At 64.0% G+C, this 15,237-nt stretch carries 20 protein-coding genes; 10 read left to right on the top strand and 10 right to left on the bottom strand.

Annotated features, from left to right (window positions below; all coding sequences use genetic code 11):
* The first annotated feature begins 132 nt into the window (after window positions 1-132).
* The gene (locus AC1MCA_RS09630; RefSeq protein WP_479803023.1) at window positions 133-720 is read left to right on the top strand and encodes a sigma-70 family RNA polymerase sigma factor; all 588 of its coding nucleotides are present in this window, start codon (window positions 133-135) and stop codon (window positions 718-720) included.
* A 313-nt stretch (window positions 721-1,033) separates the two neighbouring features.
* Here the strand turns inward: AC1MCA_RS09630 and AC1MCA_RS09625 are convergent, their stop codons facing one another.
* The gene (locus AC1MCA_RS09625) at window positions 1,034-1,732 is read right to left on the bottom strand and encodes a hypothetical protein (protein ID WP_479803021.1); all 699 of its coding nucleotides are present in this window, start codon (window positions 1,730-1,732) and stop codon (window positions 1,034-1,036) included.
* Between the two features lie 243 nt (window positions 1,733-1,975).
* Here AC1MCA_RS09625 and AC1MCA_RS09620 point away from each other — a divergent pair, with 243 nt between their 5' ends.
* The 7 genes from AC1MCA_RS09620 (at window position 1,976) to AC1MCA_RS09590 (ending at window position 6,316) form a co-directional block, all read left to right on the top strand.
* Window positions 1,976-2,368 (top strand): cupredoxin domain-containing protein, encoded by a 393-nt coding sequence (locus AC1MCA_RS09620; protein ID WP_479803020.1) that lies wholly within the window; start codon window positions 1,976-1,978, stop codon window positions 2,366-2,368.
* A gap of 38 nt (window positions 2,369-2,406) precedes the next feature.
* Window positions 2,407-2,838, top strand: a complete 432-nt coding sequence (locus AC1MCA_RS09615) for a hypothetical protein (RefSeq protein WP_479803018.1) — start codon at window positions 2,407-2,409, stop codon at window positions 2,836-2,838.
* 177 nt (window positions 2,839-3,015) lie between these two features.
* Window positions 3,016-3,780 carry an LPXTG cell wall anchor domain-containing protein gene (locus AC1MCA_RS09610; protein WP_479803016.1) on the top strand — a complete coding sequence of 255 codons (765 nt, stop codon included), beginning with the start codon at window positions 3,016-3,018 and terminating at the stop codon, window positions 3,778-3,780.
* 20 nt (window positions 3,781-3,800) lie between these two features.
* On the top strand, window positions 3,801-4,508 hold the full coding sequence (locus tag AC1MCA_RS09605) for a sortase domain-containing protein (RefSeq protein WP_479803014.1): 708 nt from the start codon (window positions 3,801-3,803) through the stop codon (window positions 4,506-4,508).
* Between the two features lie 46 nt (window positions 4,509-4,554).
* Window positions 4,555-5,196 (top strand): hypothetical protein, encoded by a 642-nt coding sequence (locus AC1MCA_RS09600; RefSeq protein ID WP_479803012.1) that lies wholly within the window; start codon window positions 4,555-4,557, stop codon window positions 5,194-5,196.
* A gap of 46 nt (window positions 5,197-5,242) precedes the next feature.
* Window positions 5,243-5,686 (top strand): cupredoxin domain-containing protein, encoded by a 444-nt coding sequence (locus AC1MCA_RS09595; protein ID WP_479803011.1) that lies wholly within the window; start codon window positions 5,243-5,245, stop codon window positions 5,684-5,686.
* 384 nt (window positions 5,687-6,070) lie between these two features.
* Window positions 6,071-6,316, top strand: coding sequence for a hypothetical protein (locus AC1MCA_RS09590; RefSeq protein ID WP_479803009.1), 246 nt, complete (start codon window positions 6,071-6,073; stop codon window positions 6,314-6,316).
* 20 nt (window positions 6,317-6,336) lie between these two features.
* Here AC1MCA_RS09590 and AC1MCA_RS09585 read toward each other — a convergent pair whose 3' ends face one another.
* Complete coding sequence (locus tag AC1MCA_RS09585) at window positions 6,337-7,185, bottom strand: ATP-binding protein (RefSeq protein WP_479803007.1); 849 nt, start codon at window positions 7,183-7,185, stop codon at window positions 6,337-6,339.
* Window positions 7,097-7,423, bottom strand: a complete 327-nt coding sequence (locus AC1MCA_RS09580; RefSeq protein ID WP_479803005.1) for a hypothetical protein — start codon at window positions 7,421-7,423, stop codon at window positions 7,097-7,099. Before AC1MCA_RS09580 ends, AC1MCA_RS09585 begins: the two co-directional genes overlap by 89 nt.
* Before the next feature lie 227 nt (window positions 7,424-7,650).
* Between AC1MCA_RS09580 and AC1MCA_RS09575 the strand changes: the two genes are divergently transcribed.
* On the top strand, window positions 7,651-8,199 hold the full coding sequence (locus tag AC1MCA_RS09575; protein ID WP_479803003.1) for an AMIN-like domain-containing (lipo)protein: 549 nt from the start codon (window positions 7,651-7,653) through the stop codon (window positions 8,197-8,199).
* Between the two features lie 544 nt (window positions 8,200-8,743).
* Here the strand turns inward: AC1MCA_RS09575 and AC1MCA_RS09570 are convergent.
* The 7 genes from AC1MCA_RS09570 to AC1MCA_RS09540 form a co-directional block, all read right to left on the bottom strand.
* On the bottom strand, window positions 8,744-9,058 hold the full coding sequence (locus tag AC1MCA_RS09570) for a hypothetical protein (protein WP_479803001.1): 315 nt from the start codon (window positions 9,056-9,058) through the stop codon (window positions 8,744-8,746).
* Between the two features lie 20 nt (window positions 9,059-9,078).
* Window positions 9,079-9,402 carry a hypothetical protein gene (locus tag AC1MCA_RS09565; protein ID WP_479802999.1) on the bottom strand — a complete coding sequence of 108 codons (324 nt, stop codon included), beginning with the start codon at window positions 9,400-9,402 and terminating at the stop codon, window positions 9,079-9,081.
* Window positions 9,403-9,497: 95 nt separating this feature from the next.
* Window positions 9,498-9,782, bottom strand: a complete 285-nt coding sequence (locus tag AC1MCA_RS09560) for a hypothetical protein (RefSeq protein WP_479802997.1) — start codon at window positions 9,780-9,782, stop codon at window positions 9,498-9,500.
* A 300-nt stretch (window positions 9,783-10,082) separates the two neighbouring features.
* Window positions 10,083-12,128, bottom strand: a complete 2,046-nt coding sequence (locus AC1MCA_RS09555) for an AMP-binding protein (RefSeq protein ID WP_479802995.1) — start codon at window positions 12,126-12,128, stop codon at window positions 10,083-10,085.
* 76 nt (window positions 12,129-12,204) lie between these two features.
* The gene (locus AC1MCA_RS09550; protein WP_479802993.1) at window positions 12,205-13,146 is read right to left on the bottom strand and encodes a glycoside hydrolase family 43 protein; all 942 of its coding nucleotides are present in this window, start codon (window positions 13,144-13,146) and stop codon (window positions 12,205-12,207) included.
* 154 nt (window positions 13,147-13,300) lie between these two features.
* Window positions 13,301-13,636, bottom strand: a complete 336-nt coding sequence (locus AC1MCA_RS09545) for a hypothetical protein (protein ID WP_479802991.1) — start codon at window positions 13,634-13,636, stop codon at window positions 13,301-13,303.
* A gap of 17 nt (window positions 13,637-13,653) precedes the next feature.
* Window positions 13,654-14,346, bottom strand: a complete 693-nt coding sequence (locus AC1MCA_RS09540) for a GntR family transcriptional regulator (RefSeq protein WP_479802989.1) — start codon at window positions 14,344-14,346, stop codon at window positions 13,654-13,656.
* Between the two features lie 106 nt (window positions 14,347-14,452).
* Here AC1MCA_RS09540 and AC1MCA_RS09535 point away from each other — a divergent pair, with 106 nt between their 5' ends.
* Entirely contained in the window at window positions 14,453-15,211 is a 759-nt protein-coding gene (locus tag AC1MCA_RS09535; protein WP_479802987.1) for a LamB/YcsF family protein, read from the top strand.
* The last annotated feature ends 26 nt before the right edge of the window (window positions 15,212-15,237 follow it).

Below are 15,237 nucleotides of genomic sequence, written 5' to 3'. Positions count from 1 at the left end.
AGGCACTCTCGCGGTGGCCGTCCTCTGTTCCAATTGCCGCAGATCCCGCGTGCTGGACACTACAGCAGCGCATCTCGCCACCCTGTCCGGACAGCCGACCCGTGGTCGGCAGTTCCCACGTTTGAAGGCCCTATGAACCATTTAGCCGAGCAGAATGTTCCACCTGCGAACGACCAGGCCCAGGACTTTCTTGCCGGTCTGCTGCTACGCACGGCACAGGGTGATCATCAGGCATTCAGTGAGTTCTACCGCCACACATCCCGTCAGGTCACGGGACTGGTCCAGCGCGTCGTCATTGACCGGGAGCTCAGCGAAGAAGTGGTCCAGGAAATATTTGTCATCGTCTGGCAGGATGGGGCGAAATACCAGCCGGCCACCGGCACTCCGAGGGCTTGGCTGATGACCATCGCGCACCGAAGGGCAGTCGACAAAGTCCGGGCGACGCAAAGCAGCCGCAACCGTGACCATCGGTGGGCAGCGACTGCCCCGGACGCCTACGATGGTCTGCTCGATGACCTGGCAGAGAAGATGGACGCCCAAATCCTGATCGCTTCGTTGGCATGCCTTTCAGCCCTGCAGCGCGAATCAATCGTCCTTGCCTATTTCGGCTCGTTGACCTACCAGGAAATCTCGGTAAAGCTCTCTGTACCGCTGCCGACGATCAAATCCAGAATCAGGGGTGGACTCCAAAGGCTCAGGACGCATATCGACCTTGTATAGCCCTTGGGACACACGGAGCAGCTGAGCCCATGTACGTTCCCTGACGGTGCCGTGCGCATGCACAGGTCAGCCCAATCTGACCCACCGCCTTTCGGCCCACACGAGGACTGCCGAAAGAATCAGGGCTGGTAATGGTGACTAGGATCCACTGTGCAGTCATACGTCCGTCGGGCTTGACCAGACGGACTTTCAGGTGGGGGATACGGCCAATGCCACTGGCAATTCAGGATCCTGGCTACCCATAAAGTCGGAAAACGCCAACCGGCGATCGGCGGGTCTGGCCGCCCCAGCAGCGGCCAGTCCCTTGAGGGTGTTAGCGCAGTACGCCGCAGAGGGCCGGGTCTGTTGCTTCAGCGGGCAGGGCCGGGTTCAGTTCGCTGCCGCCTTCGGGGTCGCTGAAGTTGTAGGTTCCGTTGCCGTCGTAGTCCAGGCCGTGGATGACAAGGACGCCTTCGCCGTCCCGGATGGAATCGGCGATTTCCTTGGCGGTGCCGAGTCCGCCCGGACCGGGGTAGCCGGTTCCGGCGATGTCGGTGAATTCGATGTTGTCCCGACTGTAGTTGAAGATCCCGTCATGGGAGACGGGGAACCGGGTCACGTCCAGGAAGCTGGCAGGGGTGGTGTCACCGGTCGTGTTCAGCGACACGACGACAGGCCCGTAGGCGGGTATCCCTTCGACGGTGTTGATGCGCCCGTCCCGGTTTTCGTCCAGAGCCAGGGTCGGGCATTCGTTCAGAGCCTGGTTGCCGTAGTGGATGTGCTGGGCGTGGGGAGCGTCCGGGGCAAGGCCCTCAGCATGGACCTCGATGTGTTCGATTTTCTGGTTTTTCACCACGGCGGTTGCGGTCCCGGAGGCACCGGAACCGTTGAGCTCATGAAGCTTGGCTGTGAGCGTCACCGACTTCTCTGATGCTTTGCCGTTGTTGGCCAGGACGGGGCCTGCACCTATCGACACCGCGGTGATGACCACTGCTGCCGCTCCGCCAAGAGCCAGCTTGGATTTTCTTTTCATGTTTTCGCTCCCTATCAAGGGGCCACCGAGGAATTCGGCGGTCTTGTGTGATTCGCGCCACAACACTCTGGGGATGGGTGGGGGCGTCTGCCTTTTTCGTTGGCCGCGCGGCCCGTCGGGGAGGCTTCTGGCACAGGCGGCAGTCCGTGAGGGCGCGGAGAACGAATAAAGGTGCGTGGGGTGGTTTCCTGATGGGCGCGCCGTCCGGTGTGTGGAGGACACACCCCCGTGAAGGGGATTGTCATGAAAACCATTACCCGTATGTGGGCCGTCGCCGCGGCCGTGTCCCTGGCAGGCATCACGGGGTGTGCAGCCCAGACCGGGGACTCGACCGCCCCGCCTGCGGCCAGTTCCGCTGCACCGCCAGGGAAAGGCGCAGATCAGATGACCGAAGCGGTCATCATGATTAAGAATTTCAAGTATGAGGTGCCGGCGTCGGTGAAACCGGGAGCGATGGTGACGGTGACGAACGCGGACAGCGCCCCGCACACCCTCACCGTCAAGGACGAGGGCGGGCTCGATATCGAGGTCCCGGGTGGCGGAACAGTGACTTTCCAGGCACCGGATGCCCAGGGTGAATACGGCATTATCTGCACCTTCCATCCGCAGATGTCCGGGACGCTGATCGTAAAATGAACCGCCCGGAACTGAAACCGCAAATGAGGTCCGTTTGGGTGTTGCGTGTCGGTGTCGCCGCGTCCCTGGCGGTCAGCGCCGTCATCCATGTTCAGCTCGCCCCGGGCTATCAGCAGGCTGCCCCGGACGGCGTCGGCCAGGGCACCCTGTTTCTGATCCAGGCCGGCGCCGCCGCTCTGGCAGCAGTATTCGTGCTGCTCAAAGGTTCCCGCATGGCATTCGCTGCCGCGGCCGTGGTGGGGTTCTCATCCTTGGCCGCGGTTCTCCTTTACAGGTATGTCCAGGTCCCTGCTATCGGGCCGCTGCCGGCCATGTATGAGCCCGTCTGGTACGCGGCCAAGGTCATCTCTGCCCTCGCCGAAGCAGCCGCAGGCGCCCTGGCCGCGGCCGGGTGCGCCCTGCTATACAAGGGCCGGGCCGGATCAGGGCGGGTAGCGCGGGGCCGGCGCCGCGGCGCTCCGGCTGCCTGACCCTTCCCCCGGTGACCGCCGGAAGGCACCTCCGGTCGGCCCGCACGCTACTGACCTGCAGAAATATGTGAACCCGGCCACATCCGCACCAATCCTTTCCCGGTGCCGGTGCGAAGTACTGTTGTCCCCTCCCGGGGGCACCAACATCACACGCGCGTGTATGAGGAGATTTTCCCTATGAATAAGACACTCCGCTTTATGGCAGTCCCCACTCTCGCTTTGGGCGCTCTTGCCCTGTCCGGTTCCCCCGCAATGGCAGCGGACCAGTCCTACCAGTCCACGCTGGGCCAGCTCAACGGCAGCGCAGGCTCCGGCACCATCACTGTTGATGTCACGGGCAACCAGGCCCACGTGGTCCTGAAGGTTTCGGGTATGCCCGCGACCTTCATGGACGCCCCGTACCCGCACGTTCAGCACATCCACGGCGGAGCCCAGGGTGTCTGCCCGGCCCCGTCTGCCGATAAGGACGGTGACCAGGTCATTTCCACCACCGAAGGCGCCCCGTCTTACGGTGGCATCGTCACCACCTTGTCCACCAGCGGTGACACCAGCCCCGCAGCAGGCCTTGACCTGAAGGTCGGCGGCCAGGGAGCCGCTTACACCGTTGACCGCACGTTCGAGCTGAACGCCGAAACCAAGGCCGCCCTGGAAGCAGGCACCGCAGTCGTCGTCGTCCATGGTCTTGACCCGGCCACCCTCAGCGCAGCAGGCCAGGCGGCCAAGAGCGACCTCGCACCGACCCTTCCGCTGGCCGCGACCTCCCCCGCCCTGTGCGGAACCTTGACGGCCGGGCAGATGAAAATGCCTGCGGGCGGCGCAGCAACAGGTGTCACCAGCGAAACCGGCACCGACACCGGCTCCCTCGCCATCGGTTCGGGCCTGGCACTTGTCGCCCTCGCCGGCGGCGCCTACGTCGTCCGCCGCCGCAACGCAGCAGCCTAAGCACTAAGCGGATCATTACAGTGACAACCAAGAACCCCGGCCACCGCAGAGGCCCCCTGGCCTCCACGGCGGCCGGGGTTCTGCTCCTGCTCACCCTCGCCGGCTGCGCCGGCGGACCTACCACCACACCGGATGCCGGACCGGCCCCTTCCGGGACCGCCTCATCGTCAGTAGCTCCGACCGAAGCTGCGGTTCCGTCCCCGGCAGCGACCACCCCTGCACTTTCCGACCCAGCGGCCGCCCCGCCCGCGGGACAGCGTCCGCCGGTGCTGGCCGCTTCGGCGCCGGTCACTGTGAGCATTGCCTCGATCGGGGTCCGGACCGACCTTATCCACCTGGGGCTGGAGGAGAACGGCTCCCTGAAAGTCCCACAGGACACCGGGAACGGTGCACCTGCCAGCTGGTACGACGGTTCCCCCACCCCCGGGGAACGCGGACCATCGGTGCTACTGGGCCACGTCAACGCCCTGGGCGGCAACAAGGGCGTCTTTGCAGACCTGAGAAGACTCACCCCCGGCGCTGAGATCACCGTTTCCCGAACTGACGGCAGCATCGCCGTGTTCACAGTGGACCGCGGTGCCCTCTACCCCAAAAACGAGTTCCCCACCCTCGAGGTTTACGGCAACACAGATGCAGCCGAACTCCGGCTGATCACCTGCGACGGCTACGACCCCGCCACCGGGGAATTTGATGACAACTACGTCATCTACGCCACCCTTAAAGCCTGACAATCGACCGCCCACCCCAAAAGTGGGCGGCCAGGATGGAAGCGCCATGAAACAGCACCCACCTTTGCTGGCCGCCCTGGCCCTGTCCGCTCTGCTGCTCTCCGGATGCGCCACAGCGGCCGGCTCCGTCACCGCCCCGGCCAACATTCCAACCCAACCCCCGGAAACAGCAACACCTAACGCCGGGCACACCGGAAGCCACGGAGGCGGGCACCATGGCGGATCAGGATCGCCTGGAACCACCAGCATTGACGGTCCCAGCGAAGCCGCCAAGATGGTGTGCGGGGACCAACCCAAGGAACGGCTCACCACAATCCTGGACCTTGAACAGGACCCGCACACCATCAACGACTGGGCCAACAGCACCTTCACCTGCACCTACCACCTGGACGAAGGTGACCTGGTCATTTCCGTCCAGGAAGCCAAAGACCAACCCACCGCACTGACCTACTTCGATGCCATGCAGGCCCTCGCAGAAGACGCCGAACCCATCGACGGCCTGGCGAACCTGGGCTTCCCGGCCTACGAAACCGCAAACGGGACAGCGGTCTTTCAAAAAGACAGCTTCGTTCTGCAGGTAGACGCTTCAGGCCTTCGGGCGACCATCGGCCCGGACGCTGTGACTCGGAATGCGCTGGCCTACCAGCTCTCCACCACCATCCTTGCCTGCTGGATCGAACACCCCTGACACACAGGACCCTTCATCCCAGCCCGCCCATCGAAAGGTTTTCATCATGAAGGCAAGCACCAAAACCGGCAGCGCACTCGGACTCGCGGCAGCAGCAGCCGTGCTTGTTCTGTCCGGCTGCGGGGGCATGTCCGGGTCCGGCACCACAGCAGCCCCCGCCATGACGGACCAATTCCCCTCAGCTCCTGCCGCCACCACAGGACCCGCTCCCTCAGCCTCCGGTCCGGGCTCAACATCGGCGGCCGCCCAGGCGGCAATCCTGATCAAGGGCTTCAAATACCAGGGCACGGACACCGTGGGCCCCGGAGCGACTATTAGTGTCACCAACGAAGACATCGAAGCGCACACCATCACCGCTGACACCGGCAACGCGTTCGATACCACCGCCAAGGTCGGTACCACCACGTTCACCGCCCCCGGCGAACCGGGAACCTACCCCTACCATTGCATCTTCCACGGCAACATGAAAGGCACCCTCATCGTTAGATAGGGCGCCCTGTAAGTCAGTGCCGGCGGGACCGCGCAATCGACGGAATTACTCGAACGTCCCCGATATTTCACTGCTGGCACTGCAGGCTCAATGACCCGGCCACTTCGGCACGAGTCTGCCCGCCGAAGGCCGCTAGGGAGACCGCCTCAGACTGGGCGTTGCTCACTTCTTCCCCGGAGTTCCGGCCGAGACGAATGTGTGAGGGTACCGCCGGACGGTCTACCTTGTCGACTCGGTGCTGATGCCCAGGTAATTCTTTGCTGATCCGACACAATCAGCCTTATCAGTTTCGGAGAAGTCATCCCTCGGAAACATGAGCGCAAACTACAGCCCCTACCTTGAGTTTGTGGGGTCAGCCCTGTCGGCAGCAACGGAGGAGGGGCGATGGCGGAAGAACAAGCGAACGGGATCGTAGGGGACCTGAAGGATCTCGTCGTGGGGGACATGATTGAAGCGTGGCACGAAGGACGCCGCCACAACTGTGGGAAGGTGTTGCAGACAGTGCCGTCCATGGGGATGTTTTGGATTCTGGACACCGGCAGCGGTACGCGAAAGCTCGTTGACTTTGAATCCCTGCTCGTCCGCCGCCTCCCTCAAACAACATGCCCAGGCAACCCCTCCGTGGCGTAAGTGCTTTAACCCGCCGGATGTCATAAGCCCAACCGCATATCGGCAACGCACAAACTACACTGCCTTGCGGCTACCCTCCAAGCCAAACTTTTTACTTTGCCGTAGCCCGCGGATTCGATCAGGCCCGCGGCGATGAGCCTGTTCCGATACTTGGATACGACGTTGGGCTTGGCTTTGAGGATGGCGCCGATCTGACCTGCCGCGGAGGGGCCATCCTGGGCGGCCATCGCGTCAAGGAACTCCCGGTCTCCGTCCGAGATGTCCGACAGTGCTGACTCGACGACGACCAAGGTGTTCCGTCGTTGGGCGGCAGCGATTCCACGCTGAACGCGGCTTTGGTCCAGTGTCCATCCCGCCTTGCCGGCTTCGAGCCGGAGGTAGTAGCCCACCAGCTGGATCAGGAAGGGATACCCCTCCGTGGCCTCGGCTGCCTTGTTGATGAGGTCGGGGGAGATGCTGATGCCTCCCTGGCTGAAGAGCTCGCGGTAGGAGGCGGTGACTTCGGTGATGGCTGCTTCGTGGAGATTGATTCTGTCGGTCCGCCGCAGGAAGGTGGCCACGCCTTCGTTGAGGAGATCGGACACGGCTGATGGCAGGCCGGCGAAGATCAGGCCGATGGGCAGCCCGTCGCGGATGAAGTGCTGGACGTCGGCGGCCGGCTGGGAGATCTCCGTCCTATCGACGGCATGAATCTCATCGACGGTGATAACGAGTCCTGTACCGCTCGCGTCCAGCAGGCGTAGCAGTTCGTTTCCGGTCCGGCGCCAGCCAACAGAACGTTCATGAGGGAGTTGGGTTGTCAGTCCGAACCCTGCCGCGGAAAAAGCGGTGATCCTCCTGGATGGAGGCCCGTCCCCATGTTTCGTCAATGATGCGGAGCATGTCATCGCCGACCCCGGCGAGGAAGCCTGGCGTGGCCGCCCGGGATATCACCGCCCATCCGTGATTCCGGGCGATGCCTTCGGCTTCGCTCAGCATGACTGTCTTGCCGATGCCCCTGGAGCCGGTGATGATGGTCAAGAGCCCTGGCGCGCCGGAACCCTGCTGCAGGCCGTACTCGAACTCGTCCAGCAGTCCGGCCCGCCCTTCAGTGGGGCAAACAATCACGTACCCTTACTGTCGTGCCTGTCCGCCGTCGTTATAATGCATGACGGCGGGGTGTAGAAACGGCCAAAATTGCATTTCAATAGCCCGCAGCAGGGCGGCAGAATTACGCCTCCGTGACCGGAGAACCGGCTGTCTAACGGTTCCGCGCCGAAGCGGCAACAAGCCTGTTTGGCGGGGTATGAAACTCCTACGCTGGAGCTACCAAATCACCCGAAAGGTGGCCCATAATGAAGAAGTTTCATACGTGGCTGGCGGTCATTCTGATGGCTGTCGGATTGGGTTTCGTGGCACCGGGGCCCGCCTCGGCGACCACATCCTATTGCGGGCTTGTGTGGGGATCGCTGGCTAAATCTGATTCCGATATGAGGGCCGAGCCTGTCACCAACGTCAGGACGGGGCGGCACAACTGCTTCGACCGGATGGTGGTTGACCTCAGCGGTCGAGATGCCGGCTACAACGTCAGGTACGTGACGCGGGTGACGCAGGACGGTTCAGGTTTTCCCGTCCCGCTCCGGGGCAGCGCGTTCCTCCAGGTGACCCTGAACGCTCCCTCCTATGACAGGGACGGAAACGCTGTGTACAGCCCGGCAAACAAAGCCGACGTGACGAACGTTTCGGGGTACCAGACGTTCCGTCAGGTGGCCTGGGCAGGCAGCTTTGAAGGCAGGACGGACATCGGACTAGGCATTCGCGCCAGGCTTCCGTTCCGGGTGTTCACCCTGGACGGACAGGGCTCGGGATCGCGCCTGGTGGTGGATGTTGCGCACTTCTGGTGACCCGCGGCATGACGGCGGACAACTGGTGGGAACAGGATAGGAACCCAATATGAAGAGGTGCCTTGCTCCGGGAAGACTCCGGGCAAGGCACCTCTTCACGCTTTCGCACTGGGCATCCCGTCGGCGTGCTCCAAGCTTTGCGGAACTATGGTAGGGCGCCGCACGCAGTTCCATCCACACTGAGTGCGCCTTCGCAGGGGCTTAACTGCCTTATGTTCGGCAGGCGGCGGGCTGCTCACCGAGCGGCAAAGGCCAAGTTTGCCCGCCGTGTCGTTCGCGCATCGTGCCGTCAGTCAGCACGCCGGCAGCACCGCCGCGTTCAGTCATCCCGCCGGGTCAAACCAACTGGGCTAACAAGGAGCAGCCAGGAGCAGCCGAGGCTCCTTCTTGGACCCAGGGCTGTGCTTTGCCCTGCGCCTACTTCTCCGTGAACTGGGCAGCTCGATGCTTGCAACTTCGCAGGAAATCCGGACCTGGCGCCGCACGGTGATGATCGATGCTCGCCGCAGTGGGGGACACATCTGGCCCGATTGCATTTCCCAGCTTACGGCCCGGAGTTACCGGCAGTGTGCAGCGCAGCTCGGAGGTCTGCATAAGACGGGACGCCTGCCAAGCCGACAACACGCTGGTACACCCTGCATGCGGGGGCTGGAGGTGAGCCGGACGGGAAAAGATCACGGCCGCCGGCGATGAAAGACGGCGAGCCGTGAAATTCCAGCGCCTGGGCTTGTTCCATACTGGTCACTTCCACAATCCGCGGATGCACATCAATCCCCTCGGCCGCCAGCGCCCGCTGGAACAGGACCAGCGCAGGGACCTTGTTCGCACAGCCCGGGATGACCCACAGTTCGTACTCCATGACCCAGTCTTACAGTGTCTTCACATCAGTAGGTGCTGGTAGCCAGTCTGCCTGCTGATCCCGTGGTCAGGGGCGAGGACCGCCTTCGGGACACCACTGCCAGCGCACCGGACCAGCTCGGCGGCCCATTCCGGCGTAAGGGTCTTGTTCCGGCCGTTGTAGGCGCACCGGCTTCGCCAGGCGATACCTTCGCACTGGCGATCCCTGACGATTGAGCGTTCGAACTCCGCAAAAACCGCCATACCGGAGAGCATGAAGTCGGGCATGGGAGAGTCCTGGCCCGTGAAGACCAGGCTCTCTTTGCCGAACTCCACCCGCACGCCTGGTTTGCGAGCCTGCGTCAAGCGTCGTCCCTCAAGCGGACAGGCAACATCCTTGAAACAACAACTGTTAGATCTGCCCGGAGCGCCTCGTGGATGTACGCTATGTGCGCCCAAAACTAGGATGACGCTTCAGCGTTTTCCCAACCGCGACCTCGCGTGTAGTGCGCGATAGCGGCGCCTTCGCCGCGCGTTCCTCTGCGTTCGCTGGCGTACCGTAGAACGGCTGTTTCGCAATCCATTCCTATAAGAGCCTGGGCTGCTCTGCGGAGCGCTTCGTCGGCGGTGGTGGCCTCGACCGCGGAATGGCCGAGGATGTTGTTGAGTGCCACGTATTCGAGGAAGAACGCCATTGAGGAATCATGGCATACCGTCTCGGTCGCAGCATCGCGTTCGACATTCACGCCCGGACTTTGACTGCTTGGCAGGTACAGGTATTTGCTCCGGGGGAGGGGAGGTGCCGGTGAGCATGCTTTGACGGCTTCCCAGTGAATTCCAAGGTTCCTTGATGCATAATGAATCGAAGCTTCGGTCACCCGCTATGTGACCGGAGCTTCGCCAATTCGATGGTGCATCGGTCGTCACTGTTGGAATGACCGGTCCTGGTGCCTGGCAGCCGCCATGGCCTGCTGCTCGTGGCTAGCCATATTGAAAGGCCCAGCCGGGATTTTCGAAGCCGGGGACGTTTTCAGTCACCTCGCTGGCTACGTTCTAAGAGATTGCTGACCGCTGTTCATTGACGGTTCAGGCCGTCCAATAGTGACTGTTGTGTGTATTTCGGTCTCTATCTGAGTGTCCGGCCTCGCAGCTTTGCGCCTTCTGAGCCATTTTTCTGTCAGGCCGATGGCCCGGGTTGCTGCGGCCCAGTAGAGGGTGCCTGCTGCGAGGGATGCGATGACGGCCAGGCCCTTGTGCGCCGGGTCCACGAGCGGGTAGACCAGCCAGTGGGTGACGTAGATGTACAGGGACGCGCTTGCGAGCAGGGCGGTGAGCCGGTGGAGGCCGCGGGGGACGGGCAGGGTGGGAAGCCAGAGCAGAATGAGGAAGCCGGCCAGGATGGTTGCGCTGCGGTACTGGTCCTCGAAGGATGCGGGGATGGTGAGCAGGGCAATGGCTGTCACGGCTGCCCGCTGCCAGAGTGTCCGGGACGCGGCTGCGGCCCAGCCGAGCCCGAACAGCCATAGGACAGGGCCCTGGCCCGGATAGCGGCTGTCGACGAGATCGAAGAGCAACGGCAGGTCGATGGCTATCAGTGCCAGGGAGAAGGCCCACGGCCAGCGGCGTTGGGCGCGGTCGGCTGCAGGAATCGCGAGCAGGGCGGTGAGGCCCAGCAGGATGTGGACCAGGATCTCGATGAACCAGAACCGGGAATAGTCGGTCCATCCCTCCGGGCCCAGCAGGGGGTTGAGGAGGAAAACGTTGGCCCAGGTGTAGGTGTCCGTTAGGGCGAAGGCCACGCCGATGACCGCAACGCTGGGCACGACGATCCGGGCAACGCTGCGCAGTTGCCGCCGGAGCCGGGCACGGCGGGTCCCGCTCAGTTGGAACCGAGCGAAGTTGTAGCCGGCGACGGCGATGAGTACGTGGGCGGTTCCTTCCCAGTGGAAGAACCCGATGTGGGTGGAGACGATGAAGATGATGGCGACGGCGCGGAGCGCTATCCCTGTTTCCATGGGGGCCAGCATCGCCCGGTGCCAGCCCCGCAACGTTCTCGCGGCCCGGCCGGCCCGGTGGCCGGAAGTGTCATCTGGGGCCGCGGCGGCCCGGGTCTGCCGGTGGCGCCGGACTGGGGCAAGTTCGCGGACGGGCATCAGGTGCCAGCCCTGCGGGATGTATCCGAGCGCGCGCTCCAGCCTGACCGATGCTGCCACGTAGGACAGTGAGTCACCGCCCAGGGAAACGAACGTGTCTGTATCGGCGATGTCTTCCTGTTCAAGGACTTCCGCGAAGATCCTCCGCACGTCCGCCGGGGATGCCACCGCTGCTGGTTCCGGGATGGCGGTGCTGCCGGGCCGACCCGGGGCGGCCAGGGCCAGGATGGCGGGGTAGTCCGGCTTTCCGTTGGGGAACCGTGGGACCGACCCGACGGAATGGAGTTGGATGGCCGTCCGTGGCAGGCCCAGGTCCTGGGCGAGGGTTTTGGCGACGAGGGCGAGGTCGTGGCTGCCTTCGACTGCGGCGACCACGGCGTCGTCCGAGCCTGCAGCCGCGGCGGTCAGGCCAAGGTCGGCCAACAGCCGTTCGACCTGGCCGAGGTCTATCCGCAGGCCAACGATTTTGACGAATCGGCTGCGTCTGCCAACGATTTCGTAGAGGCCCTGGGGACAGCGGCGGGCCAGGTCCCCGGTGTGGAGCTCCGTGATGACCCGTCCAAGGGCGAGGTCTTCGGGCCGTTCGGCGTACCCCAGCATGACGTTGGGTCCTGAGTAGACGAGCTCGTCGGCGTCCAGTCCGGGGACCGGGACCAGCCGGAAGGCCCCGCCGGGCACGGCCACTCCAATGGCGTGCGGGTGCTCTGCTGCCAGGTCAGGGGGCAGATAGGCCATGCGGGCGGTGGCCTCGGTCTGCCCGTACATGACGAACAGGTCCCAGCCCTGCCGCTGGCCCAGTTCCGCGAGGGAACGCACGCGATCCGGGTCCAGAAGGCCGCCGGCCTGGGTGATGTAGCGCAGGTTGGGCAGGTCCAGGTGCTCAAAACCCACCCGGTCAAGGAGGTCGAAGGTGTAGGGCACGGCGGCGAACGACGTCACTTTTGCGGTGCGGGCCAGTATATCCGCTATCGGCCATCAAAGCAGGGAGACCTGTCAGCAAACTGCCCGCAATACGTCACAGGATCCGGATCCGGGCCCCTTTGATCTCCACTTCAGTGAGTTTGACGCGTTCGTGAGGGGTGTTGTTTGGCCAGTGGAAGACCAGGTAGTCGTGGCCGCTGGAGGTGTGGAGGATCATGCCGTGGCCACCGTTGCTGGACCAGAGGGGCTGGTCGTGCTGCGTCCAGGGCCCGGTGATGGTTCCACTGTGTGATTCGGCAATGCCCATCGCGTATCCTGCCTCGCCGTGGCTCGACCACAGCATCAGCAGCGAGCCCGCGGGTGATCGGATGATAAAGGGACCATCGGTGAACATCGGGTCCTTGGCAAGGTTCAGGCCCTCCGGCGGTTCAACCCCGTCCGGGAACCGCAGTGGCCTGCTCCAGGCTGCCGATGACGCTGCGAACAACAGGACCGGCTCACCCACGCCAACTTTCAGATCCTGTGACAGGCGGAGCGCGTACATCTCGCCGTCGGAAATTCCGGCTTTGTCCGGTGTCCCCTCCGCGCCGCGGCTATAGACCAGCCAGGGGACAGCGCCGTCATCAAGGAAGAGCGTTCCGTCCAGGCTTGGCTCCGAAGCCGGTGTCACGGGTCCATCGCTCCACGGCTCGTAAGGGCCTGTGGGGTGGTCCGCTACCAGGATCGCGACCCCGCGGGGCCGTGCGCCGGTGGACGTGGCCAATGTGGCCAGCATGAAGAACCGTCCGTCAAGGGAGTGGACTTCCGGCGCCCAGTACTGGCTGTCCGCCCAGAAGCCTTGCGGGGGGCGGAACGCGGCAATGGGTCCATCCCAGTGCTCTAGATCATCGCTGACGTAGCAGTCGAAACCGGTCGCGGGCCCTCCCCAGACGTTCTCGTCGGTGGTCCCGAAAAGGACGAACTCACCTGGAAGCGGCTCCAGGATGAACGGATCACGCATCCGGATGTCCTCAAGGCGGAGCTGTTCAACGGGCATCTGAGTTCCTTCGTCGGCTTGGCGGCTCAGCGCGTCCCGGACCTTTGCCCAGTGGTGCGCCGAGACCAGTCTTGCCTTCCTTGGCAGCCGTCCGGGGAATCACTTTCGCCCATTGGAAATATATAAAACTGCAGCCACGGGCACGAAGCCTGGGTTAAGCGGCGCAGGCATCCTTCAGTGCATCGACTGAGTCAGCCGGCACCTGGTCGCCGGACTTGGCGATCTGGCCCAGCGGCGTCGTGATTTCCGAGGGCACCCCAGCGGTGCTGGCAGCGTCGACCAGTCCGGTGAGCGCTGCCTTGTCCGAGGCGCTGACCAGGCCGTCTTCAACGACGGCGCAGACCTGCTTTTTGACCTCGGATGCGGCGGCGGTGGCCACCTTCGAGGCGGCTTCGCCGGCAGCGCTTTCCGCGGCCTGCTGTACTTCTCCGCAGGCGGTCAGCAGGAGGAACAGGGGGACGGCGGACAGGGCGGCAAGGCGACGTTTCATCAGTCCAGCCTACCGGCTCAGGCTGTCCCGCCCTCCCCGTGCACGTCTGCCATCCTGTCCTCGGAGCGGTCCAGGTAGGCCAGCAGTAGGTCTGCGGCGCGGTCCGGTTCCCCGGCTTCCAGTGCTTCGCATATCTCCTCGTTGTCCCGGAGATAGTGCTGGTAGAAGTGCGCATCCACGGTGGCCTTGTGGAAAAACAGGCGCATCTCGGCCAGCACCTGGGCCATCATGCTGTTCAGGCGCCGGCTTCCGGCCAGGGCAACAATGGCGCCGTGGAAATGCTGGTTGGCGGTGCCGACCGCATCCTCATCACCTGCCGCCGCGGCACGCTTGCCTTCCTCCACCGCGGCTCGGACGGCGGCCACGCCCTCAGGCGTGCCGCCGGCCCGCAATGAACTGACCTCGATGGCGCGGCGGACCGTATAGACATCGTGGACGTCCCCCGCCTCCAGGCTTGCGACGAAGACGCCGCGGTTCGGATGGCGGACCACCAGCCGTTCGCTGGCGAGTTCGGCGAAAGCCTCCCGCACGGTGTTCCGGGAGACGCCCAGGTCCTCGGCGATGGTGGATTCGGTCAGGCGGGCACCCGGAAGCAGCGCTCCCTCAGCCAGTTGGCGGCGAAGTTCATCCGCCACCCGCTCTGCCACTGGCGGAACGGCCACCCGAAGGCGGCCTGCGGTACTGCGGACGTTCGCGTCGGTGGTGGCCATACCCGAGAATTTACACGATCGTCACATCGTTGAATCGAAGGATTGTTGAACAATCGCTACATTTAGTGCATCCTAGTTAGACCACTCAATGAGACGGGGATCACAAATGACAGCGATCGACCTCAACAGCGACGTCGGCGAATCCTTCGGCCGCTGGACCCTGGGCGATGACAACGCGATGTTCGCCTCGGTGTCCAGCGCGAACGTGGCCTGCGGATTCCATGCCGGTGATCCCAGCGTGATCCGGCGGACGTGCCGCGAGGCGGCAGCTGCCGGCGTCGTCATTGGCGCCCACGTCGGGTACCGCGATCTCGCCGGCTTCGGCCGCCGCTTCCTGGACATCAGCCCCAGTGAACTGGCCGACGACGTGGTGTACCAGATCGGAGCACTGCAGGCCCTCGCCTCGGTTGAGGGAGCCCGCGTGCGGTATGTGAAGCCGCACGGCGGACTGTACAACGCGATCGTGACGCACACCGCCCAGGCGCGTGCCGTCGTCGACGCCGTGAAATCCGTGGATCCCAGCCTGCCGATCATGGGCCTGCCCGGCTCGGAAGTCCTGCGGCTCGCGGAACATGCCGGCCTGCGTGCCGTGTCCGAAGCCTTTGCGGACCGCGCCTACAACCCGGACGGCACCCTGGTGTCGCGCTCGCTCCCGGGAGCAGTCCTTGAGGATCCGCAGCAAGTGGCGGAACATGTCCTACGGATGGCCACCGAATCCGCCGTCCGCGCCATTGATGGTTCCGTTCTGAAGATCCGCGCAGAGAGCATCTGCGTGCATGGTGACTCACCGGGGGCCGTAGCCATGGCCACCGCAGTGAAGTCCGCACTCGGCGACGCCGGCGTCAGCATCGGCTCTTTCGTCTAGCCTGAGTCGCCCCGCCACATTCCCCG

The organism is Arthrobacter sp. BK1 (assembly GCF_056680055.1).
The sequence above is the reverse complement of the archived record's forward strand: the minus strand, read 5'-3'. Positions and strand labels throughout refer to the sequence as shown.

Bases quoted from the DNA above. Each gene is read 5' to 3' on its own strand.
- AC1MCA_RS09630 (WP_479803023.1), top strand. From the start codon at position 133: ATGAACCATTTAGCCGAGCAGAATGTTCCACCTGCGAACGACCAGGCC.
- AC1MCA_RS09625 (WP_479803021.1), bottom strand. From the start codon at position 1,732: ATGAAAAGAAAATCCAAGCTGGCTCTTGGCGGAGCGGCAGCAGTGGTC.
- AC1MCA_RS09620 (WP_479803020.1), top strand. From the start codon at position 1,976: ATGAAAACCATTACCCGTATGTGGGCCGTCGCCGCGGCCGTGTCCCTG.
- AC1MCA_RS09610 (WP_479803016.1), top strand. From the start codon at position 3,016: ATGAATAAGACACTCCGCTTTATGGCAGTCCCCACTCTCGCTTTGGGC.
- AC1MCA_RS09600 (WP_479803012.1), top strand. From the start codon at position 4,555: ATGAAACAGCACCCACCTTTGCTGGCCGCCCTGGCCCTGTCCGCTCTG.
- AC1MCA_RS09595 (WP_479803011.1), top strand. From the start codon at position 5,243: ATGAAGGCAAGCACCAAAACCGGCAGCGCACTCGGACTCGCGGCAGCA.
- AC1MCA_RS09590 (WP_479803009.1), top strand. From the start codon at position 6,071: ATGGCGGAAGAACAAGCGAACGGGATCGTAGGGGACCTGAAGGATCTC.
- AC1MCA_RS09575 (WP_479803003.1), top strand. From the start codon at position 7,651: ATGAAGAAGTTTCATACGTGGCTGGCGGTCATTCTGATGGCTGTCGGA.
- AC1MCA_RS09570 (WP_479803001.1), bottom strand. From the start codon at position 9,058: ATGGAGTACGAACTGTGGGTCATCCCGGGCTGTGCGAACAAGGTCCCT.
- AC1MCA_RS09550 (WP_479802993.1), bottom strand. From the start codon at position 13,146: ATGCCCGTTGAACAGCTCCGCCTTGAGGACATCCGGATGCGTGATCCG.
- AC1MCA_RS09545 (WP_479802991.1), bottom strand. From the start codon at position 13,636: ATGAAACGTCGCCTTGCCGCCCTGTCCGCCGTCCCCCTGTTCCTCCTG.
- AC1MCA_RS09540 (WP_479802989.1), bottom strand. From the start codon at position 14,346: ATGGCCACCACCGACGCGAACGTCCGCAGTACCGCAGGCCGCCTTCGG.
- AC1MCA_RS09535 (WP_479802987.1), top strand. From the start codon at position 14,453: ATGACAGCGATCGACCTCAACAGCGACGTCGGCGAATCCTTCGGCCGC.